The 24388-nt window shown below is 65.8% G+C and carries 20 protein-coding genes; 15 read left to right on the top strand and 5 right to left on the bottom strand.

What is annotated here, in order from left to right:
* Positions 1-76: 76 nt before the first annotated feature.
* Both C8J42_RS15650 and C8J42_RS15645 read left to right on the top strand, forming a co-directional pair.
* Positions 77-3088, top strand: a complete 3012-nt coding sequence (locus C8J42_RS15650; protein WP_133020811.1) for a TonB-dependent receptor — start codon at positions 77-79, stop codon at positions 3086-3088.
* A gap of 31 nt (positions 3089-3119) precedes the next feature.
* Positions 3120-4049, top strand: coding sequence for a hypothetical protein (locus tag C8J42_RS15645; RefSeq protein WP_243644506.1), 930 nt, complete (start codon positions 3120-3122; stop codon positions 4047-4049).
* A gap of 109 nt (positions 4050-4158) precedes the next feature.
* On the opposite strand, the gene C8J42_RS20500 is transcribed toward C8J42_RS15645, so the two are convergent.
* Entirely contained in the window at positions 4159-4929 is a 771-nt protein-coding gene (locus C8J42_RS20500; RefSeq protein WP_243644503.1) for a thermonuclease family protein, read from the bottom strand.
* A 111-nt stretch (positions 4930-5040) separates the two neighbouring features.
* Here C8J42_RS20500 and C8J42_RS20195 point away from each other — a divergent pair, with 111 nt between their 5' ends.
* A complete protein-coding gene (locus C8J42_RS20195; protein ID WP_165895258.1) occupies positions 5041-5193 on the top strand; it encodes a hypothetical protein in 153 nt (50 codons plus the stop codon).
* Between the two features lie 257 nt (positions 5194-5450).
* Here C8J42_RS20195 and C8J42_RS15635 read toward each other — a convergent pair whose 3' ends face one another.
* Complete coding sequence (locus C8J42_RS15635) at positions 5451-6116, bottom strand: hypothetical protein (RefSeq protein WP_056065788.1); 666 nt, start codon at positions 6114-6116, stop codon at positions 5451-5453.
* A gap of 308 nt (positions 6117-6424) precedes the next feature.
* On the opposite strand from C8J42_RS15635, the gene C8J42_RS15630 reads away from it, so the two are divergent.
* Positions 6425-6634: a hypothetical protein gene (locus C8J42_RS15630; RefSeq protein ID WP_133020810.1), complete on the top strand. Its 210-nt coding sequence runs from the start codon at positions 6425-6427 to the stop codon at positions 6632-6634.
* Between the two features lie 36 nt (positions 6635-6670).
* Here C8J42_RS15630 and C8J42_RS15625 read toward each other — a convergent pair whose 3' ends face one another.
* Both C8J42_RS15625 and C8J42_RS15620 read right to left on the bottom strand, forming a co-directional pair.
* Positions 6671-7015: a hypothetical protein gene (locus C8J42_RS15625; protein WP_056065779.1), complete on the bottom strand. Its 345-nt coding sequence runs from the start codon at positions 7013-7015 to the stop codon at positions 6671-6673.
* A 79-nt stretch (positions 7016-7094) separates the two neighbouring features.
* On the bottom strand, positions 7095-8354 hold the full coding sequence (locus C8J42_RS15620; RefSeq protein ID WP_133020809.1) for a multidrug effflux MFS transporter: 1260 nt from the start codon (positions 8352-8354) through the stop codon (positions 7095-7097).
* Positions 8355-8482: 128 nt separating this feature from the next.
* On the opposite strand from C8J42_RS15620, the gene C8J42_RS15615 reads away from it, so the two are divergent.
* From C8J42_RS15615 to C8J42_RS15600, 4 genes are all read left to right on the top strand, one after another.
* Positions 8483-8995, top strand: a complete 513-nt coding sequence (locus C8J42_RS15615; RefSeq protein ID WP_133020808.1) for a hypothetical protein — start codon at positions 8483-8485, stop codon at positions 8993-8995.
* A gap of 130 nt (positions 8996-9125) precedes the next feature.
* Positions 9126-10082: a 2-oxoglutarate and iron-dependent oxygenase domain-containing protein gene (locus C8J42_RS15610; RefSeq protein ID WP_133020807.1), complete on the top strand. Its 957-nt coding sequence runs from the start codon at positions 9126-9128 to the stop codon at positions 10080-10082.
* A gap of 337 nt (positions 10083-10419) precedes the next feature.
* On the top strand, positions 10420-13194 hold the full coding sequence (gene polA, locus C8J42_RS15605) for a DNA polymerase I (protein ID WP_133020806.1): 2775 nt from the start codon (positions 10420-10422) through the stop codon (positions 13192-13194).
* A gap of 118 nt (positions 13195-13312) precedes the next feature.
* Complete coding sequence (locus C8J42_RS15600; RefSeq protein ID WP_133020805.1) at positions 13313-14830, top strand: oligosaccharide flippase family protein; 1518 nt, start codon at positions 13313-13315, stop codon at positions 14828-14830.
* A gap of 5 nt (positions 14831-14835) precedes the next feature.
* On the opposite strand, the gene C8J42_RS15595 is transcribed toward C8J42_RS15600, so the two are convergent.
* Complete coding sequence (locus tag C8J42_RS15595; protein ID WP_133020804.1) at positions 14836-15864, bottom strand: polyprenyl synthetase family protein; 1029 nt, start codon at positions 15862-15864, stop codon at positions 14836-14838.
* Between the two features lie 110 nt (positions 15865-15974).
* On the opposite strand from C8J42_RS15595, the gene C8J42_RS15590 reads away from it, so the two are divergent.
* The 7 genes from C8J42_RS15590 (at position 15975) to C8J42_RS15560 (ending at position 24267) form a co-directional block, all read left to right on the top strand.
* Positions 15975-16262: a chorismate mutase gene (locus C8J42_RS15590; protein ID WP_133020803.1), complete on the top strand. Its 288-nt coding sequence runs from the start codon at positions 15975-15977 to the stop codon at positions 16260-16262.
* 129 nt (positions 16263-16391) lie between these two features.
* The gene (locus tag C8J42_RS15585; RefSeq protein ID WP_243644501.1) at positions 16392-17159 is read left to right on the top strand and encodes a virulence factor; all 768 of its coding nucleotides are present in this window, start codon (positions 16392-16394) and stop codon (positions 17157-17159) included.
* Positions 17160-17169: 10 nt separating this feature from the next.
* Positions 17170-17556 carry a DUF2147 domain-containing protein gene (locus tag C8J42_RS15580; protein WP_120301320.1) on the top strand — a complete coding sequence of 129 codons (387 nt, stop codon included), beginning with the start codon at positions 17170-17172 and terminating at the stop codon, positions 17554-17556.
* A gap of 4 nt (positions 17557-17560) precedes the next feature.
* Positions 17561-20107 (top strand): bifunctional lysylphosphatidylglycerol flippase/synthetase MprF, encoded by a 2547-nt coding sequence (gene mprF, locus C8J42_RS15575; RefSeq protein ID WP_133020802.1) that lies wholly within the window; start codon positions 17561-17563, stop codon positions 20105-20107.
* A gap of 19 nt (positions 20108-20126) precedes the next feature.
* Positions 20127-20786 carry a dTMP kinase gene (locus C8J42_RS15570; protein WP_133020801.1) on the top strand — a complete coding sequence of 220 codons (660 nt, stop codon included), beginning with the start codon at positions 20127-20129 and terminating at the stop codon, positions 20784-20786.
* 212 nt (positions 20787-20998) lie between these two features.
* Positions 20999-23446: a TonB-dependent receptor gene (locus tag C8J42_RS15565; protein ID WP_133020800.1), complete on the top strand. Its 2448-nt coding sequence runs from the start codon at positions 20999-21001 to the stop codon at positions 23444-23446.
* 14 nt (positions 23447-23460) lie between these two features.
* The gene (locus C8J42_RS15560) at positions 23461-24267 is read left to right on the top strand and encodes a TOBE domain-containing protein (RefSeq protein ID WP_133020799.1); all 807 of its coding nucleotides are present in this window, start codon (positions 23461-23463) and stop codon (positions 24265-24267) included.
* The last annotated feature ends 121 nt before the right edge of the window (positions 24268-24388 follow it).

Genomic DNA, 24388 nt, shown 5'->3' with positions numbered 1-24388 from the left:
AATGGTTTCCAGAATCACGACTCTGTCGGCTCACGTCCGCGCCAGCGTTTGGGCGCAAGAGACATCACGTTTAGTAATGGCGCCACGATCGGTTTCTACCGTTTCCAGTCCGACTACACGGCAACGGCGCACCCTCATCGCCGGATCGAGCAGCATCGCCGCGCTCATCCTCTCGCTGTACGCAGCGCCGTCTTTCGCACAGGCCGCCCCGCCGCAAACCACTGACACCGTCGCCCCCATAGAGCCGGTCGCCGAGACGCCCAAGGCCGCCGACCCCGAGGCCGTCAGAACCGCCGACATCATCGTCACCGGCTCCCGGATCCAGTCGAGCGGCTTTACCGCCCCAACGCCGACCACGGTCATCAGCGAAGCCGACATCCAGAACAACGCGCAGCCCAACGTCTTCACGACGATCGCGCAGCTGCCGTCGTTGCAGGGATCGAGCGGCTCGACGACCAACACGTTCAGCACGTCGAGCGGCCAGCAGGGCCTGAGTTCGTTCTCGCTCCGGGGCCTGGGGACGATCCGCACGCTCACCCTGGTCGACGGCCAGCGCGTCGTCGGCGCCTATTATACCGGCGTCACCGACGTCAGCCTGCTCCCGCAATTGCTGATCAAGCGAGTCGACATCGTCAACGGCGGCGCGTCGGCGTCCTATGGATCGGACGCGGTCGGCGGCGTCGTCAACTTCATCACCGATACGCATTTCCAGGGCTTCAAAGGCAATATCCAGGGCGGCATCACCAATTACGGCGACGACGGCCAGGGCCTGATCCAGCTTGCCGCGGGACGGAGCTACCTGAACGATCGACTCCACCTCGTCGTCAGCGGCGAATATGCCAAGGAAGCAGGTGTCGGCCCCGGCGATTTCGGCACCGACCTCGCCGGTGGTCGCGACTGGTTCACGCAGACGACGATGATCAACCGCAACGCCGTCGACGACGGATCACCGCAATACGTCCTGCGCGACTTCGCCCAGCCGTATAACTTCACGAAATACGGCCTCATCACGGCCGGTCCGCTGCAGGGCACGGCGTTCGACCAGAGCGGCCGCCCCTTCCAGTTCCAATACGGCTCGAACGGCGTGCCGGCCCGTGACGATTCCGGCGCGGTCCGAGGCTGCCTGCCCGGCTTCTGCGTCGGCGGCGACCTGTCGGGGAACATCGATACCGGCCGCACCCTACAGTCGGCGATCCAGCGCCTCGATAGCTATGGGCGTATCGGCTATGATTTCGCGACCGACAACGAAGTCTATGTCAGCGTCAATGTCGGCCAGGTGAAGACCCACAATCAGCCGACCAACGGCGCCAACCGACCCGGTTTGAGGCTTCAGTGTGCGAACCCGTTCGTCCCGGCGTCGATCCAGGAGGCATGCACGACCGCGGGGATCACGGACTTCCAGTTCGGCGCCAGCGTCGCGATCCTGCCGAACACCGTCGTCCATACCGATCGCCGCCAATACCGTGTCGTCGGCGGCCTGAAGGGCAAGTTCGATATCGGTGGGTCGCCCTGGACCTATGACGCTTATTACGAGCGTGGCATTACCGACACCGCGATCGACGTCGACGACATCGTCCTCACGCCGCATTTCAACCAGGCGATCCAGGCGATCACGCTCAACGGCGCCATCGTCTGCGCCAATCCGGTCGCGCGCGCCAATGGCTGCATCCCGCTCAACATCATCGGCGGCGCGACACCCTCCGAGTCTGCACGCCGGTATGTTCAGCCCGAGAATGGCCCGATCCAGCGCCTCCACCTGACGCAGGACGTCGCGAGCCTCGCCTTCTCCGGCACCCCCGTCGAGCTCTGGGCCGGTCCCCTGTCGGTCGCGTTCGGCGGCGAATATCGCAAGGAATTCTACAAGGTCCGCGCGGACGCATACGGTGCCGGCGTCTCCGCGCTCAGTCCCTATACCAGCGAATACCCTGCCGACCCGACGCTGCTAACCGCGGGCAACAACTGGTATGCCGGCAACTACAAGAACGGCACCGGCGCCTACGACGTCAAGGAAGCGTTCCTCGAGCTCGACGTCCCGCTGTTCAAGTCGGACATGATGGGCAGGGCCAACATCAACGGCGCGGCCCGCATCACCGACTACAGCACGTCAGGCCGGGTCTGGACGTGGAAGATCGGCGGGACATGGGACACGCCGCTCAACGGACTTCGCCTGCGCGGCGTCACCTCGCGCGACGTTCGCGCACCCAATCTGTCCGAGCTGTTCGCCGCACCGGTGACGACGACGCTGCCCAACTTCCTCGACCCTGCGCGCAACGTCAACGTCGTGGCGATCCAGAACGCGATCGGCAACCCGGCGCTCACGCCCGAGATCGCGCGCAATACCGAGGTCGGCGCGGTATACGCCAACCCGTCCTGGCTGCCCGGGTTCAGCGCTTCGGTCGATTACTATAACATCAAGGTCACCGACGTGATCTCCAGCCTCGGCGCCGCGCAGATCGTCGACCTGTGCTTCCGCAACATCCTGCCCGAAACATGCAGCGCGTATAATCTCAACAACACCGCCGGCCCCAATTTCATCAACACGCAGGCGTTCAACCTCGCCTCGATCAAGACCGACGGCTTCGATATCGAGGCAAGCTATCGGTGGCGGCGCCCGCTCGGTGTGGACGGGACGTTCACGCTCCGCGGCCTGGCGACGCACATCCGGAAGTTCGTCACGGATACCGGCCTGCCGGGGACGATTCCGACCGACGGCGCCGGCGTCAACCTCGGCGCCACCCCGCGCTGGAAGCTGCTTGCGGTCCAGGCGTTCAGCAACGACCGCTTCAGCCTGACGGTGCAGGAACGCTGGTTCAGCGACGGCAATTACGGCAACCAGTACGTCGTCTGTGCGCCCGGAACCTGCCCCAAATCGACCACGACTGCGCCGACCATCGACCGCAACTTCATGCCCGGCGCCTTCTATCTCGACGTCGGCGGAACGTACAACATCACCAAACAGGTGTCCGGGTACTTCAAGGTCGACAACGTCTTCGATCACGATCCGGCCGCGTCGCCGCAGAGCGCCAACCCGGCCTTGTACGACATCGTCGGGCGCATCTACCGTGTCGGCGTCCGCTTTTCGTTCTGACGCTCCACGCTTACCAATACGGAGATCCAGCATGCGCGCTCTCGCCCTTCTGATTGCCGGCATCATGCTGGGTTCGCCCGCGATCGCGCAGACCGCTGACGGCGCGGTGGCGCAACCAGCGCCGCGGGAACGCGGGTCCGGCGCCTACCCCGCGATCTTCGAGGAACGACCGGAGTTGCCCGACCATGTCGTCTACCGCCCGGCGAATCTTGGTGCGCTGGGTCGGGCCAAGCTTGGTATCTACGTCTTCGGCAATGGCGGCTGCAGCGCGGACGGCACGAGTTCGCGCAACCACCTGCTGGAGATCGCCTCGCACGGCTATCTCGTCATCGCCTCGGGCACGATCCCCAAGCCGAAGTCCGACGCTGCGACGAGCCCCGCCCCCGGCCCGGCACCCGGCACGAAGCTGACCTCGGCAACGCCGACGCGCGCGCTGACCGACGCGATCGACTGGGCACAGCGCGAGAATGCCCGCGCCGGCAGTCCGTTCAAGGGCAGAATCGCCACCACCGAAATCGCGGCGTCCGGCTGGAGTTGCGGCGGCTTGCAGGCATTATCGGCGGCGCAGGACCCGCGCGTGACGACCGCGGTGATCATGAACAGCGGCTTCTTCCCCGAGGGCGCGAACCCGATCGGCGGCGTGGTGTCCGACAAGGCGTTGCTGAAGACGTTGCACGGCTCGATCCTCTATGTCCTCGGCGGCCCGACCGACATCGCGGTCGCGAACGGCACCGACGATTTCCAGCGGATCGACCATATCCCCGCGGCGCTGGTCAACATACCGGTGGGTCATGGCGGCACCTATATGCAACCGCATGGCGGCATCGCGGCGGAGGTCGTGACCGCCTGGCTGGACTGGCGGCTGAAGAACGACCGGACTGCCGCCGCGCGCTTCGTCGGCAAGGACTGCGGGTTCTGCAAGGATCCGCGGATCACGATCGAGCGCAAGCACTTCGACTAGACGGGTCGTCCGCACCGTGATGGACGGAGATATCGAAACCACGGTTCCTGGAAGGCGAGGTCGGCAACCCAAACGAGGATGATCGCCGGGAGGACGCTGCGCCGTCCCGTCAGAACCAGCCGGTTCGACACCAAGGCGCGCGCTTGCCCCCACCGTAACGCCGCGCGAGCCCGGTCCGTACCAGCGCCTCGCCGAGCGATTTCCCGTCACGCTCGACGATGCGCAGTTTGCGGCCATAGCGATCGACGTCGCGCTTGATCGGGACCAGCGTGAAGGGGCCGGCGTTGAGCAGCGCCTGCATCTTCAGCGTGGCGGCCTTGCCGGCGCGGGCTTCGGACGCGCAACGGGGCGGATGAGTTTCGGGCGTGTCGATGTCGGCGATGCGGATCTTGGTGCCCGCCATCCAGAAGGTGTCGCCGTCGACCATGCAGTCGATCCGCTTGGCATGGCCGCATATCGTGAATCGCGCGGATACTGCCTTGCCGCCCGACAGCGCGGAGGCGGCGGCAGCGGCGGTCGATGCCGCACTCGCAACGCCTGCCGCCGTGGCCAGCGCCCCGGTGGTGGTGGAAGCGGCGGAGGCAGCAGCGTTTGCCGAGGACGACGCGTCCGCTGCGGCAGCGTCCGCAGCCTTGCTCCAGCCGCCGGGCACGCGCAGATGACCGGCGGGCCAGGCGATGCCGAACCCGCTGGGCCATTCGACCTTCAAGCCCGGCGGCACCAGAGCCGCCCAGTCGATCTGGCGGATCACCGGCACCATCAGCCCGAGCAGCACGCCGTAGAATACCAGGCGGAGTTGCAGCAGGACTCCGGGCGCCGGGCGTCGACCGGACCCACCGCGGCGCGTGGCGCCAGCGCGATCGCCACTTAGCAACCGCATGAAATCAAACACATACTCCATCGTCCCTCGCGCGTACGCGCGCGCGCGACGATGTCACCTCGCGGCGGCGAAGGTTGCGACGGGCGGAGTCGGAAATAAGGCGAACGCATCGTGAACATCGACCGGATGCACATCTCGGGTGCGATAGCCGGTATGCGTTGCGGCATCGGCGTCGTGCCGGAGCAACTTCATGGGGGCGTCCAACATCCCGGGAACGCGGCGTGGGCACGAGCGATGCTGCTGTCCTACATTGCCGAGCCGTGATCAGATGCAGCGTGAGCATGGCACCCATCCGCATCCGGACGACCGATTACGACGCTGTCGCGCGATGTGCACAACCGCGCCAGCGTGTGAACTTTGTGCACTTCCGCGCATCGGCGACACCGCGATCGCAAGCGTTCGAACCGCTCGATCTCGGCCCGAAAACCCAACGATTCCAGACACACGAAGGGCGGGAAATAGCCCTAGCCACTCCCCGCCCCCGTTACGCGTCCAGCTTGAACCTCTTGCGAGGCAAAGGCTTAGAAGTGCGTGATGATACCGAGCATCGGACGGAAGCTCTGCGCGTCGCCGAAGGTGTTGACCTCGGCGCGGATGCGGAAGCCTGCGTTGCCGGTGATGCCCTTCAGGCCGATGTTCTGCGGACCGACCTCTGCGCCGATGCCGTAGGTGATCGCGCTATAGTCACGACCGGTGTCTGCGACGACGTTCGAACGACCCGAGAAATGGTCGAAGTTGACCCACTGGTAGCCGACCTTGCCGTAGATCAGGCCGCTGTCGCCAGCGCGGAAGCCGAAGCGGCCTGCTGCGCCGTATTCCCAATCGATGTTGCCATCGATGCCCTTGATCACGTTGCCTTCTGCGCCGACGAAGACGGGGCCGAGCGGCACGTTCACGCCGAGCACGCCCTGGACCAGCGAGCCCGATGGCTTGTAGCTGCGACGGGTCGAACCATCAGCGTTGATCGCCTGCGGAATGCCGTGGCCGCGCTCGTTGTCGAACTGCTCCCAGCCGCCCATCACGCCGAAATACGGCTCGATGCCGAATGCCTTCGAGCCGTCGGGCGCTGCTGCTTCACCGGGCTGTGCGCTGTTGTCGACGGGTGCCGGTGCCGACATGTCCTGCGCGAAGGCGGGAACTGCGACCGTTGCGGCGGCGAGGGCGATTGCCAGGGAAAGCTTACGCATGAGTTTGACCTTATACCGTGTTGTTGCGTGGATCGCCGACTGCACGGTGCGTCGGTTCGGTCCAGGCAAGCCAAACCGGTCGGCGAGCACATGGTTGCACAAAAAACGTCACATTCAGAGAACTGGCAGGGAACTGTTCCGCTGTGTTGCGTTACAGCAACGGTTCCTGTCATTTGGATGAACGAACCATGGCTAGGGCGGGGCGGACTAGGCAGGAATACAGCGGAAAAGCGGCAAAAAGCGGCCGCGGCCGATGTTAACGCCGTCTGTTTACCGGCTGGTGACAACCAGTGTGCGATGCAGCATCGATGGGGTTTTCACGCCTGTTCCGCAGCCGCTGGGCGGCGCTCTTCTGGTCCGCGGGAATCGTGTGGACGGCCTATGACGTCGCGAGCGACGCACCGGAACCGGCCGCAACAAACGCGACTTCGGGTAACACGGTGGAACAACCAACCGACGCCGCCGGTGCTGCATTCAACACGGACGACCTCGCGATCCTCGCCAACGCCGCCGGCTGAGGGCGACGCGCCTGTCAGAGGCGCGTCGCGAATAGTTCAGGGCTTCAGAGCGACGTCGTCGGCGTCTTTCAGGTCTTCATCGTCGTCGATCGTGTCGTCGTCGAGTTCGTCCTGGACGTCGTCCTCGTCCATGTCGGCTTCGTCCATCGTCACGGACGAGTCCGTCTCGCCGACCTCTTCCGAATCCATCTTGGTCTCGTCGATCGACTCGTCGTCCGTGTCGTCTTCGCCCAGATCGGGTTCGAGGTCGGTCAGGATGATGCCGTCGCTCGGCCCGTTGCGCGTGGCCTCGAGGATCTCGGCGCGCTGGCTCTCGTCATAGCCCTCTTCGTCGTAGCCGTCGTCGCCCGATCCGGCACTCGGCACCTGATGTCCACCCATGGTCACACTCCCTCGTGTCAGGATGCCTGCATCATGCAGGCCTACCAGATGCGAACGGTGGACGTGCGCGGTGGTTCCTTCAAGCGCGGACGGGCGTGGTTGAAGCGGGCCGGAACAAACGCCCGCGTTCGGTCCCTAGGATCGACAGAAGCGCAGCGACCCCAGCGAGCAGGAACCCACCGACCAGCGGCACGGTGGTGCCGTTGAACGCCTGGCCGATCAAAGCGCCGAACACCGCGCCGATGGTCACGCTCAGGAACCCCTGCACGCTAGACGCGGTGCCGGCGATACGCCCCATATTCTCCATCGCCATCGCCGAGAAGTTCGACGTCGCCAGCCCGAAACAACCGAGCGTCAGCGCCTGGAAGACCGCAAAGCTGACCAGCGTCTCGAACCCGACCTCGATCGCGAACAGATGGACGAGCGACACCAGGATCATCAGCGACAGCGCACCATGGCTGATCAAGCGGGTACCCAGCCGCATCACGATCCGCGAGTTGAGCAGGTTGCAGATCGCCATCGTCACCGACGTGGTGGCAAAGATCAGCGCGAGCAGCGACGGCTTGTGGAACACGTCCGCCATGATCTGCTGGATCGAATTGAGATAGCCGTACAGCGATCCGAGCAGCGCGGTCGACGCGAGCGTGTAGCCGAGCGAATTGCGATCGCCGAGCGTTTGCCGCCAGTCGCTGAGGATCCGCCCCGGCGTGATCGGCAGGACGTTCTCCGGCGCCAGCGTTTCAGGCATCCGCAGGTAGAACCAGATCAACACCCCCAGCGTCAGCACCGCGACCGTCCAGAAGATCGCGCGCCAGTCGCCGAACTGCAGCACCGCCCAGCCGAACGTCGGCGCGAGGATCGGCACGATCATGAACACCATGAACGCGATCGACATGACCCGCGCCATCGCCCGCCCGTGGTAACAGTCCCGCACCAGCGCGATCGTCGCGACACGGGCCGCGGCGATCACCGCGCCGCCAAACGCGCGCGCGGCCAGCAACAAAGTAAAGCTCCCCGCGGTCGCGCACGCAACGTTGGCGATGATGTAGAGGACGAGCGACCAGAGCAGCACTGTCCGCCGCCCGAACCGATCCGCGAGCGGCCCGTGGACGAGCTGCGCGACGCCGAAACCGATCACGAACGCGGTCACGACGAACTGCCGCCCGTTCTCGGTCGCGACACCGAGCGAGTTGCCGATCGCCGGCAGCGCTGGCAGCATCGAGTCGATGCCGAGCGCGGTCAGCGACATCAGCGAGGCGACGAGCGCGACGAACTCGACGAAGCCGATCGGCGCGCCGCGCATCGCTGGCGCGTCGGATTGGGGATCCTGGGTCTGCATTATGCGTGCGCCTGTAGCCGCTCGGGCGGTCGCGCGGAACCCGCTAACCGGCGCAGCTACGCGACGATTGCGCAGTGCGCCGACGACCCCTATCTGTATTGTCAGAACAACACACTTCGGAGATGACCATGATCCGCCCGTATTTGCTCGCCGCTGTCGGTCTCACCAGCGTGCTCGCACTGTCCGCCTGCGATCGCACGAACGAGGGCGCATCGGTCTCGATCAACGCCGATGGCGGCAACGTGCTCGGTGCGATCAATGGCGAGACCGGCGAGATGAAGATCGACGTGCCCGGCTTCCAGGGCTCGGTGAAGCTGCCGAAGATCAAGATCGATACGAGCAATTTCGATCTTAACGGCGTCCGCCTGTATCCAGGGTCGTCGATCAAGAACCTGAACATCGTCGGTAACGAAAACAACGGTAGCGATGCAGGCAGCGGCCTACGCGTTGCATTTACCAGCTCGGCGCCTCCGCTAATCGTCCGTGACTGGTTCGCGCAGCGCTTGGGCAAGGTCGGCTACAAGGTGCACGGCGAAGGCGCGAACCTGATCGGCACGACCGACGAGAACAAACCCTTCCGCCTCGAACTCGCCCCCGACGGCAAGGACAAGGCAACCGGCACGATCGTCATCAGCGGATAAGTCTACGATCCTCTCCCGCCAGGGGGAGGATCATTACAGATTCCAAATCCAGACCAACCCTAACCCAAGCATTTGGCACGGCACCCCCAATCCCCTATATCGGGCGTCCCCCAATCCGGACACGCACCCCATGCTCGACACTCCCGCCGCCCAGGTCCCGACACTCAGCCTCGCCACGCAGGACACCGACCCCGACGGTTTCGCCGCCGCGTTCGGCGAATCGTTCGAGCGCTACGGCTTCGCGATCGTCGCCGATCACGGCATCCCCGCCGACCTGATCGAGCGCGCCTGGGCCGAGACCAAGCTCCTGTTCGACCTCCCCGAGGACGAGAAGCGCGGCTATCACATCCCCGGCGGCGGCGGCGCGCGCGGCTACACGCCGTTCAAGACCGAGATCGCCAAGGATGCCCAGGTCGTCGACCTCAAGGAATTCTGGCACGTCGGTCGCGAGCTGCCCGAGGGGCATCGCTATGCGGACACGATGGCGCCGAACGTCTGGCCAACGCGCCCCGAGGGTTTCAAGCCGGTCTTCCTCGAACTCTTTGCCGCGTTCGACCGCGCAGGCGACAAACTCCTGTCCGCGATCGCGCGCCACCTGAAGCTCAAGCCCGACTGGTTCGACCCGGCGGTGAAGGACGGCAACAGCATCCTTCGTTTGCTGCATTACCCGCCGATCCCCGCCGATGCCGAAGGCGTCCGCGCCGGCGCGCATGAGGACATCAACCTCATCACGCTGCTGCTCGGCGCCGAGGAAGCGGGCCTGGAACTGCTGGACCGCGCCAATGGTCGCTGGCTGTCGATCAAGCCGCCCGAGGGTGCGATGGTCGTCAACGTCGGCGACATGCTCCAGCGTCTCACCAACAACGTGCTGCCTTCGACCACGCACCGCGTCGTCAACCCGCCACCCGAGCGCCGTGGTCACTCGCGCTATTCGATGCCGTTCTTCCTGCATCCGGCACCGGATTTCCTGATCGAGACGCTGCCGGGCACGATCACGCCGGACAACGCAAACCGCTATCCGACCCCGATCACGGCGCATGATTATCTGTACGAGCGCTTGGTCGAGATCGGGCTGATCAAGAAGTAAGGGTAGCATGTTTCCCCGCGAAGGCGGGGATCCAGACTGGACTCCCGCCTTCGCGGGAGAACAACTTGGAGGGCGGCGATGGGGTTAAGTAAGCGGCGCCTCCGCTACCACCGCCCCCACCCCGGCGAAGGCCGGGGCCCAATTGGGGGACGGCGATACGAACCGCAGCGCGCCGTTACGACAACCTTTCCAATTGGTCCCCGGCCTTCGCCGGGGTGGTGTTCCGCACGGGACCGGTAAAGCCCCCCATCCCCCCACCGCTTTTCTCCCCACCTAATACCCAACAACCACGCTTCGCCCATTGGTGGAGGCGCGCGCATCCGCTAGACCGCGCGCGATGCCCCATCTCTATCTCGTCGACGGCTCCGGCTATATCTTCCGCGCCTATCACCGGCTGCCGCCGCTCACCAATAAACATGGCGAGCCGGTCGGCGCGGTGTATGGCTATACGACGATGCTGTGGAAGCTCGCGGACGAGGTCCACGCCGCCGACGGCCCGACCCACATGGCGGTCATCCTCGACAAGTCGTCGAAGACGTTCCGCAACGATCTCTACGACAAGTACAAGGCGCAGCGTCCGCCGCCGCCCGAGGATCTCGTCCCCCAGTTCCCGATGATCCGCGACGCCACGCGTGCCTTCTCGCTGCCTTGCATCGAGACCGAGGGACTCGAAGCGGACGACATCATCGCCTGCTATTCGAAGGCTGCACTAGCCCAAGGCTGGGAAGTCACGATCGTATCGTCCGACAAGGATCTGATGCAACTGATCGAGCCCGGTCTCGACATGTACGACACGATGAACAACCGCCGCCTCGGCGCGGAGCATGTCGCGGAGAAATTCCACGGCGTCTCGCCCGCGCAGCTCGGCGACGTGCTCGCGCTGATGGGCGACAGCGTTGACAACGTCCCCGGCGTCCCCGGCGTCGGCCCCAAGACGGCGGCGAAGCTGATCCTCGAACATGGCGATCTCGAATCTGTGCTCGCCGCTGCCGACGGCATGAAGAAGGGCAAGCTCCGCGATAACCTGATCGAGCATGCCGAGATGGCGCGGCTGTCGAAGGTGCTCGTCACGCTCAAATGCGATGTCGCGCTGCCCGAGCCGCTGGAGGATCTCGAACTCAAGGGCATCCCCGATGCGCCCCTGCGTGCGTTCCTGGAGCATCACGGCTTCAAGTCGCTGATCGCCAAGCTGTCCGCGGTCGCCGAGGCCCCGGTCGAAGAATCGACTGTCGTCGCGGACATGGACGACGATGAGCCGTGTAAGCACGACGACTACGAAACCGTCGTCGACGAAGCCGCGCTCGATCGGTGGATCACGATCGCCCGCCATCAAGGCTGGATCGCCATCGACACCGAGACCACCGGCATCGACGCGACGCGCGCGGACCTGGTCGGGGTGAGCATGGCGCTGCATCCGAACCTCGCCTGCTACGTACCTATCGCGCATGGCGGGACGGATTTGCTCGCGGAGAATCCCGTCCAGCTCGACCGCGCGGTGGTGTTGGCGAAGTTGAAGCCGTTGCTGGAGGATCCGAGTATCCTGAAGATCGGCCACAACCTCAAATACGACATGATCGTCCTCGGCCGCGCCTATGCGTCGACGGGCGGCGTCCAGATCGCGCCCTTCGACGACACGATCGTCATGAGCTTCGATCTCGACGCCGGGCTGCACGGTCACGGCATGGACGAACTTGCCGCCACGCATCTTTCGCATAGTTGCATCGCGTTCAAGGACGTCGTCGGCACCGGCAAGACGCAGCGGACCTTCAACGAAATCGACCTCAAGGCCGCCACGCGCTACGCCGCCGAGGACGCCGACGTGACGCTCCGCCTATGGCGCCGCTTCAAACGCCGCCTCCCCGCGGAAGGCTCGACCCGCGTCTACGAGATGGTCGACCGCCCACTCGTCCCCGTCATCGCGCAGATGGAGATGCACGGCATCAAGGTAGACGCCGCGAAACTGTCGAAACTCTCGACCGAGTTCGCCGGCCAGATGGCGAGCCTGGAGACCGAAATCCACGCGCTCGCCGGCGCGCCGTTCACGATCGGCAGCCCCAAGCAACTGGGCGACGTGCTGTTCGAGAAGATGGGCATCAAGGGCGGCCGCAAAGGCAAGTCCGGCGTCTATTCGACCGACGTCAACGAACTCGAGCGGATCGCGGCGGACAAGGATTCGCCCGGCGCGGTGATCGCGCGAAAAGTGCTCGACTGGCGGCAATTGTCGAAGCTGAAATCGACCTACACCGACGCATTGCAGGCGCAGATCAACCCGGCGACGGGCCGCGTCCACACGTCCTATTCGCTGACCGGCGCACAGACCGGCCGGCTGTCGTCGACCGATCCAAACCTCCAGAACATCCCGATCCGCACCGAGATCGGCCGCCAGATCCGCGACGCTTTCGTGGCGGAGCCCGGCAACGTCATTCTCGCGGCCGATTACTCGCAGATCGAGCTGCGGCTGGCCGCGCACATGGCCAACGTCCCCGCGCTGAAAGCGGCCTTCGCAAACGGCGACGACATCCACTCGCTGACCGCACAGGAACTGTTCGGCGAGGTCAACCGCGACACCCGCGGCCGCGCGAAGACGATCAACTTCGCGATCCTCTACGGCATCTCACGCTGGGGCCTCGCCGGTCGCCTCGACGTTTCGGCGGACGAGGCGCAAGCGATGATCGACCGCTATTTCGACCGCTTCCCCGGCATCTCGAACTATATCGTCGAGACGACGGAGAGCGTTCGCGCGAGCGGCTTCACCACCACGCTGTTCGGCCGAAAAACGCACTTTCCGCGCATCCGTTCGAAGATCCAGCACGAACGCCAAGGCGCCGAACGCGCCGCGATCAACGCGCCGATCCAGGGGACGAGCGCGGACATCATCAAGCGCGCGATGGTGCGGATGGGGCCGGCGCTGCTCGAAGCGGGGCTGCCGAACGTCCGCATGCTCCTTCAGGTCCACGACGAACTCGTGTTCGAATTGCCGGAAGGTGACGTGGAGGCAGCCAAGCCCGTGATCGAGCAAGTCATGGCGAACGCGGCGCTCCCTGCGGTAACGCTCGACGTCCCACTCGGCATCGAAATTGGCACCGGCCTTAGCTGGGGAGCGGCACATTGAACGCGCAGGGCGGCAGCCGGCCACGCCCGGCTAACTCGCACCAGCGCGGCCGGCGGAGCCTTTGCTCCGACCGACGACGCGGCTTTGCCGCGGCGCGATCCACGAATGGCGCAGCAGCGTGACCGAAGCCACGCAGGATATCGACACGCTCGCCAAGGGCGGCCGTACCAACATCGCCGGCTTCGTCCTCCGCCTCGCCGCGCGGATCCCGTTCCTGTTCATCGCCGGCCGCATCTACGGCCCTGACCTCGTCGGCCGGTTCGCGATCGCGGTCGTGGTAGTCGAACTCGCCGCACTGCTTGCCACGCTCGGCCTCAAGCGCGGTCTCGCCCAAGCGCTCAGCAGCAGCGACCGCCCGCACGCCAACGTCGTCTGGGACGCGATGGCGGTGGCGTTCGTCGCGTCGCTTGTCGCCAGCGCAGTGCTCTGCACCTTCCCGCAGATCATGTATCCGAACAGCGCGATCACGGGGCTCGACCGGTTCCTGCCGCTGATCATCGTCGCGGTCGCCTGGTCCGACGTCAGCCTCGCCGCGCTCGCCTACCGCCTCAACGTCAAGGCAGCGGTGACTGCCCGCGCGGTGGTCGAGCCGTGGACGATCTCGATCGCCGCCTGGGCGTTCTCCTATTTCACGATCCGCGACGGCCTCGTCCTCAGCTACGTCGCGTCGATGACTGCCGCGCTGATCGCCAGCCTCGTGCCGTTCCTGCGCAGCTACGGCGTGCCGCGCGGCTGGAAGCCGCAGCTACGTCCACTCTACGCGCTCGCCCGCGCCAACGTGCCGCTCGCCGGTGCCGACATCCTCGAATGGGGCAGCCGCAACGTCGACCGCTTCATCCTCGGCGTGATGTTCGAGCCCAAGGTCGTCGGCATCTATTACATGGCGCAACAGGTCGCGAGCCTGCCGCAGAAATTGAAGACCAGCTTCGACCCGATCCTCGGCCCCGTCATCACCCACAGCCTCGCGATCAACGACCGCGCGGCGATCGCCAACCAGGTGCGGCAGGTCGCCTTCTGGATCATGGCCGCGCAAGGCGGGCTCGCGCTGATGGGCTCGATCCCCGGCGAAGCGGTGATGGGCGTGGTCGGACCGCAGTTCGTAGCCGGCACAGCCGCGCTCGCGTTCCTGCTGACCGCCGAGGTGCTCGCCTCGACCGGCGCCGTCAGCGAATCCGCGCTCGTCTACATCGCCCGCCACCGCAATCTGATGATCTCCGCGGCGATGCTCGCGTTCCAGGTGGGCCTGAGCTTCGCACTGATCTTCACGATCCGAGCGCTAGGCTATCCGGTCAATTACCAGGCGGCCGGCCCGGCGATCGCGCTGATGCTGTCGGTGGGTCTGACCTCGATCATCAAATCGAAGCTGCTCGGCCATCTGCTCGGGACAAGCGTCTCACCGTGGCGCTGGCCGCTGATCTGGGCCGCGCTTGCCGCGATCGTCGTCGGGGCTGGGTTCACCGCGCTGCCCAAACGCTACGAATGGGTCGAACTCGCGATCGGCGAACCCGCGATCGCCGCGACCTATCTCTACATCCTGTGGAAGTACGCATTCGGCCCTGCGGACCGCGCCTTGTTCGGCAAGTCGACGCCGGTTGGCGAGGCGACGCTGCCGAATGCCGGATCACCGATCCGCTAGCGCGATCAGTATGCGCGGGCGACCGCGAACTCGACGGCTTCGATCATGGCGTCCTTGGCGGCGCCGTTAGGGAAGCCGGCGATCGAGTCGATCGCGCGCTGGCCGTAATGCCGGGCGCGCGCGAACGTGTCATCGATCGCGCGGGTCGAGCGGATCAGGCGGATCGCGTGTTGCAGATCGGCCTCGCTGTCACGACGACCTTCGACCGCATCCTTCCAGAACGCGCGGTCTTCGTCCGAGCCACGCGCATAGGCGAGGATCACCGGCAGAGTCATCTTGCCCTCGCGGAAATCGTCGCCCGCATCCTTGCCCATCGTATCAGCATCGGAGACGTAATCGATCGCGTCGTCGACCAGCTGGAACGCGATACCGAGATTGCGGCCATAGGCGTCGAGCGCAGCCTCCTCGGCCTCGGGGCGATCGGCGACGACTGCCGAAATCCGGCATGCGGCCGCGAACAACGCCGCGGTCTTCGCACCGATGATGTCGAGATAGCGCTCCTCGCCGAGATCGACGCGGCGTGCGGCAGTGAGCTGATTGACCTCACCCTCGGCGATGACCGCACTGGTCGACGACAGGATCTTCAGCGCCTTGAGACTGCCCGCCTCGACCATCAGTTCGAAGCTGCGGCTGAACAGGAAATCGCCGACCAGCACGCTGGCGGGGTTGCCCCAGATGATGTTGGCGGTGCGCTTGCCGCGGCGCAGGTCCGAGCCGTCAACGACGTCGTCGTGGAGCAGCGTCGCAGTGTGGATGAACTCGACCGCAGCGGCGAGCAGGTGATGCTGCGCGCCGGTATAGTCGATCAGTTGCGCGCTCGCGAGCGTCAGCATCGGCCGCATCCGCTTGCCGCCGCCAGCGATCAGGTGACCGGCGAGTTCGGGGATCAGCGGGATTTCCGACTCCATCCGGCCGCGGATCACCGCATTGACCTTGTCCATGTCGCCGGAGACGAGTTTGACCATCGGGTCCAGCGACGGCTGTGACTCGGGCGTGGGACCAAGGGTGTCGAGGCGGTGGACGGTGGCGCTCATCTTCCCGAGCCTCTGACGCCTATGCCCCTGCAAAGCAACCCTTGCCGCCTCTTGCCGTTCGCGATCCGCGCCCGCAAAAGGCGCGCCGAACCAACGAAAGGGGTGCGTGGATGGCTGACGACCTGCTCAACGGATACCGCCAGAGCATCGACAATATCGATGCGGCGCTGATCCACATGCTCGCCGAGCGCTTCAAGGTCACGCAGGCGGTCGGCCGGCACAAGGCGACGCACGGCCTGCCCCCCGCGGATCCGGGTCGCGAGGAACGCCAGATCGCCCGATTGCGGCATCTGGCGGCGGAAGCGCAGCTCGATCCCGAGTTTTCCGAAAAATTCCTGCGCTTCATCATCGACGAAGTGATCCGGCATCACGAACGGCTCGCGCACGATCCGGCTTAAGGGGCGAGATGGTTCCTCCCCCCTCCCTGGAAGGGAGGGGTCGGGGGTGGGTCGGTTTCCGCATATCAGACCGTTACGGCACGAGCGCGCCAACCCACCCCCAGCCCCTCCCTTTCAGGGAGGGGAGCAGTGCGTGAAGAAAACTTCACTATCGCTCCACCTGCCGATCACCCGCCCCGGTGCAATCGGTTGCGGATGACGTGGCTCTACCGATCCCTGCTCGCGCTGGTCCTGGCTGCCATTGCTGCGGCCGGCTTCATGGGCTGGCTCGGCTATTTCGGTGGGCCGTTGTTCACCGATGTCCATCCGACCAAGCCGCAACGGCCGTTCGCCGTCGTCCTCCTCACCGGCGATCTCGGCTACAAGATCGGCATGGCGCCCCAGATCGCACGGCGGTTGGCGGCGGACGGCGTGCCGGTAGTCGCGGTCAACACGCTGACCTATCTACGTCCGACGCGGACGCCAGCGGACATCACGACGCTGATCGCGCGCGCCGAACAGCGCGCGTTGCGGCTCGGCCACACCGACCGGGTGGTGCTGATCGGCCAGTCGTTCGGCGCGGACATGCTGCATGTCGGGCTGGTCGACCTCGCCCCCGAACTCCGCGCGAAGATCGCGAAGGTCGCGCTGGTCGTGCCCGAGGACAACGTCCAGTTCCGCGCGTCGCCGAGCGAGGTGTTCGATCTCTGGACCCCGACCGTCGACGCGATGCCGACCGCGCGGCAGCTGACCTGGGCACCTTTGCTATGCGTCCAGGGCGTGGAGGAAGTCGGCAGCCTGTGCCCGTTGCTGACTCAGGCCAATGCGACGCGGATCGGGGTGCCGGGCGGACACCCGCTTCACCGCGACGCCGATGCGCTCTACGAGGTGCTGGCGCGGTTCGTTTTCGCGGATTGAGGATCGACCGATGATTCCTGTGATGATGGCGCTCGCGATGGCCGTGGGCAGCCCGGCCCCTGCTTCCCCCGTGGAAGGCACCTGGCACAATCCGAAGAACAGCGTGGCCGTGAAGACAGGCGCCTGCGGAGACCGGCTGTGCGGCTGGGTGGTGCGGGCCAGCGATGAGGCGCAGGCCGACGCGCGCGATGGCGGCACGCCGAAACTGATCGGCACTGCCTTGCTTCGCGAATATCGCCCGAGCGGCCGCAGGAAATGGTCGGGCCAGATCTTCGTCCCCGACATGGGCCGCACCTTTGGGTCGACGCTGACGCTGGTCGACGCGAATACGATCGACGTGAAAGGCTGCCTGATCGGCGGGTTCCTGTGCAAGACGCAGACCTGGCACCGCGGTTGAGCCGATGACGACTCGTCCGTTGATCATCCGGACCCGCGACTGGATCGCGCATCGCCGGGGCACGCTAATCGCGTTGGCGGTACTCATCGTCGCGGTGCTTGGCTTCGCTGCGATCCACAAGCTGACCGCCGAAATCCGCCTGTCCGAAGTCCGCGCCGCGTTTTCCGCGCTCGGCTGGTCGCAGCTCTCGGTGGCGATCGGGCTGACCGTCGTCAGTTATATCGCGCTGACCTTCTACGATTCGATCGCCCTGAAAGTGATCGGCCATCCACTGCCGTGGCGGACCGCTGCAGTCGCGTCGTTCACCAGCTATACGATCAGCCACAATCTAGGGCTGGCCATGCTGACCGGCGGCTCGGCGCGCTACCGCGTCTACAGCCGGGCTGGCCTCAACGAAGCCGCCGTCGCCCGCGTCGTGCTGATAGCCGGCGTGACGTTCTGGGCGGGCGTGATCACGGTCGCGTGCCTGTCGATGGCGATCCATCCGGGGACGCTGCCGATCGTGAGGTGGACGATGCCGCCTCTGCTCGAGCGCAGCGTCGGCATCGTCATCCCGCTCGTCATGCTGGGGATCGTCCTGCGTCACCGCCAGGGCGGATCAATCGGGCTGCTCGGTTGGCGACTGCCCCTGCCGAACTGGCGGCAAGCGATTGCACTACTGCTGGTCTCGACGGTCGACCTGGCCGCGGCGAGTGCGGCGTTGTTCGTACTGCTGCCGAACGCCTCGCCCGAGCTCTATCCGGTGCTGTTCCTGGGTTATGCGGTGGCGATTGTCGTTGCGTTGATCAGCCATGTGCCGGGCGGGCTCGGCGTGTTCGAGGCGGTGATCATCGCGACCATGCCCCAGGACAATGCGACGGTCCTCGCCGCGCTGCTCGCCTACCGCATCATCTATTACGTCGCGCCGCTGATTCTGGCTGCGGTGTTGATGGCGTTCCACGAGGGACGTCAGTGGCGCGGCCGGAGCACCGATCCGCTCGCAATCGCACTGCCGCTAGCGCCCTTGCTGCTGGGCGTGCTGGTGTTCCTGAGTGGCGCGATGCTGCTTGTCTCGGGCGCCCTGCCCGCCGCGCCCGGCCGCATGGACACGCTGGCGACGATCCTGCCGCTGCCGTTCAGCGAGATGGCGCATGTCGCGGCGAGCCTCGTGGGCGTGATGCTCCTTCTTGTCGCGCTTGGCCTGTACCGGCGGCTCGACGGCGCATTCTGGGCGGCGCGGACGTTGCTCGTCGCAGGCGCGCTGCTGTCGATCGCCAAGGGCCTCGACTACGAGGAGGCGACGATCCTGCTGCTCACCGCCGCCGCGCTGCAATGGACGCGCGCGGCGTTCTACCGGCGGACGCGGCTGACCGCGGAGCCGCTATCCCCCGAATGGCTGGTCGGCGTCGGTGCCGCGATCGGCCTGTCGGTGCTGATCGGCTTCTTCGCCTACCGCCGCGTCGGCTATTCGAGCGACCTGTGGTGGCAGTTCGAAACCAACGCCAACGCCTCGCGCTTCCTGCGCACCAGCCTCGCGGTCGGGCTGTTGCTGATCGGCGCGGCGATCTGGCGGCTGTTCGCGGCAGCGCCCGTGCCGATGGTCCACGACATGCTGCCCGACGACGTCGCGACCGCCGCGCTCGCGCATGCCGACCGCACCGACGCTATGCTCGCCTTCACCGGCGACAAGCGCTTCCTGGTCTCGGACAGCGGCGACGCGTTCCTGATGTATCAGGTGAAGGGCGCGAGCTGGATCGTGCTCGGTGACCCGGTGGGACCGAGCGAGGCATGGTCCGAACTGTTATGGGCGATCCGCGCGCGCGCCGACGCCGCACAGGGGCGGCTGCTGCTGTACCAGATCGGCCTGCGCATCGTCCCGATCGCGATCGAGATGGGCCTTAAGCTGGTCAAATACGGCGAGGAGGCGACGGTCGAACTGGACGGCTTCACGCTGGAGACGCCCGAGATGCGCAGCGTGCGGAAGGCAAGCCGCGTCGCCGAACGCGCAGGCGCAGCGTTCGAAGTCGTGCCAGCCGCTGCGATGTCCGCGATCATTCCCGAACTGCAAGCGATCTCCGACTGGTGGCTGGCCGACAAGGATCATGCAGAAAAGAGCTTCAGCGTCGGTCGGTTCGAGCCGGGATACATGGCGAAGTTCGACTGCGCGGTGGTACGGATCGAGGGCAGGATCGTCGCTTTCGCCAACGTCTGGGGCACGCCGAACAGGCAGGAGTTGTCGGTCGACCTGATGCGTCACGCCGAGGACATGCCGCAGGGTGGCATGGACTTCCTGTTCACGCGGCTGATGCTGTGGGGGCACGAGCAGGGCTATCGCAATTTCTCGCTCGGGATGGCGCCGCTGTCGGGGATCGAGGCGCGGCGGCTGTCGCCGACCTGGTCGAAGGTGGCGGCGTTCCTGTTCCGCCACGGCGAGCGCTTCTATGGGTTCGCGGGCCTGCGCGCGTACAAGGAGAAGTTTCGCCCGAACTGGACGCCGCGCTATATCGCATCGCCGGGCGGCACATCCTTGCTGCGCGGGCTGATCGATTTGCGGGCTTTGGTGAGCCGGTAAGGCTTGCTAGGGCCGCTCCATGAGCTTCCTCCTGGCAATCGAAGGCGCCGACGGCGCGGGCAAGGCCACCGCCTCGGCGTTGGTGGTCGAGCAGTTGCGCGCCGCGGGCCGCACTGCGGACGTCGTATCGTTCCCGCGCTATACCGAGACGGTCGGCGGCTGGGCGCTCGGCGCGATGCTGGCGGGCACCCTGCCGCGCGGCACGTCGCCCAAGGCAGCGGCGGTGCTGTATGCGCTCGACCGGATGGAGTCGCGCGAGCATCTGCTGGCGACGATGGCGGCAAACGACGTGGTGGTGTTCGACCGGTATATCGCCTCGAACATGGCCTATCAGGCTGCGCAGGTTCCTCCACACGAGGCGGATGCGATGATGGCGTGGATCGCCGACCTGGAAACCGGGTCGTTCGCGCTGCCGAAGCCAGACCTGTCGGTGTATCTCGACACGCCGGCCGACATCGCGCGCGGGCTGATCATGAAGAAGCGCAAGCGCTCCTACACCGATGACGCATTCGATGCGTACGAGGCGGATACCGGGCTGCAGGACCGGGTGCGGACGAATTACGCGGCGATGGCCAAGGCTGGGTTGCTGGGGCGCTGGGCTACGGTGTCGACGGTGGCTGACGGCGCGTCGCGCTTGCCCACCGAGATCGCCGCCGAGATCGTCGCCCTCCTGGCATAACGCCGCGGCCCTCCACCCCGGCGAAGGCCGGGGCCCAATTGGAAAGGGCGCAGTAGAGGCATGCGAAGCTCGCCAAGCGTCGTCCCCCAATTGGGCCCCGGCCTTCGCCGGGGTGGTGTGCGGTTGCGCGTACGTGCGCGTCCGCAAAACCCTCTATCCGTTTCAAAACTTACCGTTATGTAGCTCGACTACATAACGAAGGGGTGACGACAATGCGGGGACATGATTTCGCGCGGCTGAGTGCCGTGCTGCTGGCCACGACGTGCCTGCCGATGATGGCAAACGCGCAAGCCAGCGCCGCCAATCCGGAACAGGCTCGCACCGAAGGCAGCGTCGCACAACCAAGCGACTCCGACACTTCGATGGAAGTGATCGTCACCGCCCGCCGTCGCGCGGAAAACGCCCAGAAGATCCCGGGCTCGCTGTCCGTCGTCGGGGGCGCGCTGCTCGACCGCTCCTACACCGTGAACACCCAGCAGCTCTCGCAGCTCGTCCCCGCGCTGAACTACAGCTCGGCGAACCCGCGCAACACCGCGTTCACGATCCGCGGGCTCGGCAGCAGCGTCGTCGCGGTCAGTCAGGCCAATGACGGGCTCGAACCCGGCGTCGGCTATTATGTCGACCAAGTCTATCACGCCCGCCCCGCCACCGCCGCGTTCGACTTCAGCGACATCGAGCAGGTCGAAGTACTCCGTGGCCCCCAAGGCACGCTGTTCGGCAAGAACTCCACCGCCGGCGCGATCAACATTACCACTCGAGCTCCGACCTTCGCGACCGAAGGCGAGGCCGAGATCAGCTATGCGAGCTACAACTTCTTCCAGGTGAAGGGCGCCGTCTCCGGCCCGATCGTCGGCGACACGCTCGCCGGTCGCGTGTCGGTGGTCAGCACGCGCCGCGACGGCGTGATCGACAACGTCGTCACCGGCCGCGACCAGAACACCATCGGCAACCAGGCGATCCGCGGCCAATTGCTGTTCCGCCCCTCGGAGGTGTTCCAGGTGAAGGTCAGCGCCGACTTCACCAACTTTCAGAGCAACTGCTGCACGCAGGTCTATTACAACGTCGCCACACGACCGGGTAGCGGCACCGACGGCCGTCTGTTCCGCACCGCCACGCGACAGTTCAGCGGCCCGACCGGCCTCGCCGCACAGTTCAACTACGCACCGCCCAGCACCAATCCGTACGACCGCAAGACCGATATCGATGCGGCACTCGGCGTCGATACCAACGAGGGCGGCGTCGGCGTGATCGCCGACTGGAACCTCGGTGGTGCGACGCTCACCTCCGTCAGCGCTTGGCGATTCTGGAACTGGGATGCCGACAACGATCGCGATTATACCGGCATCCCGATCCAGACCGAACAGCACATCCCCTCGCGCCAGGACCAGTATAGCCAGGAACTCCGCCTCGCCTCGAACGGCGACCATAAGCTGAGCTACGTCGGCGGACTCTACTTCTTCCGCCAGCGCGTGATCGGCCGCCCTATCTCGATCTACGGCCCCGCCGCCGCACGCTATCTGATCGGCACGACAACGGGCACCGGCGCCGCCGCAACCGCCGTCCCGAGCAACCTGCTCGACGGCTACGGCACCGACGGCCGCACCGATTTCCGCTCGGACAGCTATGCGGCGTTCGGCGAAGTGAACTGGAAGCCGGTCGATCGCCTCACCCTGACCGGCGGGCTTCGTTATACTTATGAGGAGAAGGAGGGGACGTACGACACCTTCACCTTCGGCGGCCTCCAGACCACGAACGCGGCGTTGAACGCGGCCAAGCTGTCGATCCTGCGCGGCCAGAACTACGCCGCCAGCGACAAGGACGGCGCACTGACGGGGCGCGGCAACATCGCGTACCAGGCGACCGACGGCATCCTCGCTTATGCCAGCTACGCGCGTGGCGAGAAGTCGGGCGGGATCAACATGTCCGGCCTACCGCTCAACGACCAGAACCAGCCCGCCATCGGCACGGCCGTCGTCCGCCCCGAGAAGAACACCGCGTACGAGATCGGCCTCAAGACACAACTGTTCGACAATCGCCTGATCTTCAACGTCGACGGCTATTACACGCGTGTCACCGATTTCCAGTCGAACGTGACCGACACGCGCGCCGCCGCCGCTTTGCGTACCTACCTCGCCAACATCCCGAAGGTCACCGTCCGCGGGTTCGAGGCGGACGCGACCGCGCTCGTCACGCGCAACCTCTCGCTGCGCGGTAGCGTCGCCTACGCGGACGGCAAATTCAATTCCTACCCGGCCGCCCCCTGCCCGATCGAGCGGATCTTCAACACTGCCGCCTTCTGCGATCTCAGCGGCCAGCGCCTGTCGAGCCTGCCGCGCTGGTCGTACACGCTCGGCGCGGACTACAACCAGCCGATCGCCGACATCGGCAGCGGCTTCGTCCACGTCGACTCGAACACCCGCACGCGGCAGTTCGGCGATCCCTCGGGGTCGGCGTTCACGGTCATTCAAGGCTACACGATCGTCAACGGCAGCATCGGCTTCCGCTCGAAGGACGGCTGGGAACTCGCCGTGTTCTCACGCAACCTGCTGAACAAGGACTACATCCAGAACGTGACGATCCAGGCGGGCAATTCCGGCCTGATCCTCGCCACGCCGAGCGACCCGCGCACGATCGGGCTTACCTTCCGCATCCGACAGTAGGTATGAAGGGGGCCATGACGCTACCGCCGGACCCCGCTCTCCACGCCACGATCCTGCTCGCCAAGGACCAGACCGGCCGCGTCGGCGCCGACCGGATCGCACTGCTTCGCGCGATCCGCGACGGCGGCTCGATCACCAGCGCGGCGAAGGTCGTCGGCCTCAGCTACAAGGCGGCGTGGGACGCGGTGCAGGTGATGAACAATCTGTTCGACCGCCCGCTCGTGCTCCCTGCGGCCGGCGGCAAGGACGGCGGCGCGAGCCCGATCACCGAGGCGGGCGTGGCGGTACTCGACGGCTATGCGGTCGCCGAAGCCGAACTCGCCAGCGCGATGGCACGGATCGAAGCTAGCGTGTCGAACGGGCTGTCGCTGAAGCCTTTGCTATGGGGAATCGGAATGAAGACGAGCGCACGCAACGTGTTGCGCGGCACCGTGTCGCGCGTGACGCCGGGGACGATCGATGCCGAGGTAACGCTGGCGGTGGCGGACGGTGTGGAGATCGTCGCGACCATCACGCGCGGTAGTGCCGAGGATCTGGGACTTGTGCCGGGTGCGACCGCGCTCGCGCTCATCAAGTCGAGCTTCGTGATCCTCGCGCGCGGCGACGAGAGCTTGCGGACGTCGGCACGCAACACGCTGGCGGGGACCGTTATCGCGCGCGAGGACGGCGCGATCTCGAGCGAAGTGACGCTGGAACTGACGCTCGGCAAGACGCTGACCGCGACGTTGACCAAGGAAAGTGCCGAGGCGCTCGACCTCCAGATCGGTACGCGCGCGCTGGCGTTGATCAAGGCCAGCCATGTAATCCTGGCGGTCGAGTAAGAACGTTTACCCCACCCGATGCCACCCCGGCGGAGGCCGGGGCCCAATTGGGGAACGTTGATAACGGAGTTCGGCCTTCCGTTACCGCAACCTCTCCAGTTGGGCCCCGGCCTTCGCCGGG

Source organism: Sphingomonas sp. PP-CE-1A-559 (assembly GCF_004340965.1).
Lineage (GTDB): Bacteria > Pseudomonadota > Alphaproteobacteria > Sphingomonadales > Sphingomonadaceae > Sphingomonas.
Note: the sequence above shows the minus strand (reverse complement) of the source record. Positions and strands in the feature narration are given on the sequence as shown.

What these genes read in the sequence shown, in the direction of transcription:
- C8J42_RS15650 (WP_133020811.1), top strand. Translation starts at nt 77, where the DNA reads ATGGCGCCACGATCGGTTTCTACCGTTTCCAGTCCGACTACACGGCAA.
- C8J42_RS15645 (WP_243644506.1), top strand. Translation starts at nt 3,120, where the DNA reads ATGCGCGCTCTCGCCCTTCTGATTGCCGGCATCATGCTGGGTTCGCCC.
- C8J42_RS20500 (WP_243644503.1), bottom strand. Translation starts at nt 4,929, where the DNA reads ATGCGGTTGCTAAGTGGCGATCGCGCTGGCGCCACGCGCCGCGGTGGG.
- C8J42_RS15635 (WP_056065788.1), bottom strand. Translation starts at nt 6,116, where the DNA reads ATGCGTAAGCTTTCCCTGGCAATCGCCCTCGCCGCCGCAACGGTCGCA.
- C8J42_RS15630 (WP_133020810.1), top strand. Translation starts at nt 6,425, where the DNA reads ATGGGGTTTTCACGCCTGTTCCGCAGCCGCTGGGCGGCGCTCTTCTGG.
- C8J42_RS15625 (WP_056065779.1), bottom strand. Translation starts at nt 7,015, where the DNA reads ATGGGTGGACATCAGGTGCCGAGTGCCGGATCGGGCGACGACGGCTAC.
- C8J42_RS15620 (WP_133020809.1), bottom strand. Translation starts at nt 8,354, where the DNA reads ATGCAGACCCAGGATCCCCAATCCGACGCGCCAGCGATGCGCGGCGCG.
- C8J42_RS15615 (WP_133020808.1), top strand. Translation starts at nt 8,483, where the DNA reads ATGATCCGCCCGTATTTGCTCGCCGCTGTCGGTCTCACCAGCGTGCTC.
- C8J42_RS15610 (WP_133020807.1), top strand. Translation starts at nt 9,126, where the DNA reads ATGCTCGACACTCCCGCCGCCCAGGTCCCGACACTCAGCCTCGCCACG.
- polA (WP_133020806.1), top strand. Translation starts at nt 10,420, where the DNA reads ATGCCCCATCTCTATCTCGTCGACGGCTCCGGCTATATCTTCCGCGCC.
- C8J42_RS15595 (WP_133020804.1), bottom strand. Translation starts at nt 15,864, where the DNA reads ATGAGCGCCACCGTCCACCGCCTCGACACCCTTGGTCCCACGCCCGAG.
- C8J42_RS15590 (WP_133020803.1), top strand. Translation starts at nt 15,975, where the DNA reads ATGGCTGACGACCTGCTCAACGGATACCGCCAGAGCATCGACAATATC.
- C8J42_RS15580 (WP_120301320.1), top strand. Translation starts at nt 17,170, where the DNA reads ATGATTCCTGTGATGATGGCGCTCGCGATGGCCGTGGGCAGCCCGGCC.
- mprF (WP_133020802.1), top strand. Translation starts at nt 17,561, where the DNA reads ATGACGACTCGTCCGTTGATCATCCGGACCCGCGACTGGATCGCGCAT.
- C8J42_RS15570 (WP_133020801.1), top strand. Translation starts at nt 20,127, where the DNA reads ATGAGCTTCCTCCTGGCAATCGAAGGCGCCGACGGCGCGGGCAAGGCC.
- C8J42_RS15565 (WP_133020800.1), top strand. Translation starts at nt 20,999, where the DNA reads ATGCGGGGACATGATTTCGCGCGGCTGAGTGCCGTGCTGCTGGCCACG.
- C8J42_RS15560 (WP_133020799.1), top strand. Translation starts at nt 23,461, where the DNA reads ATGACGCTACCGCCGGACCCCGCTCTCCACGCCACGATCCTGCTCGCC.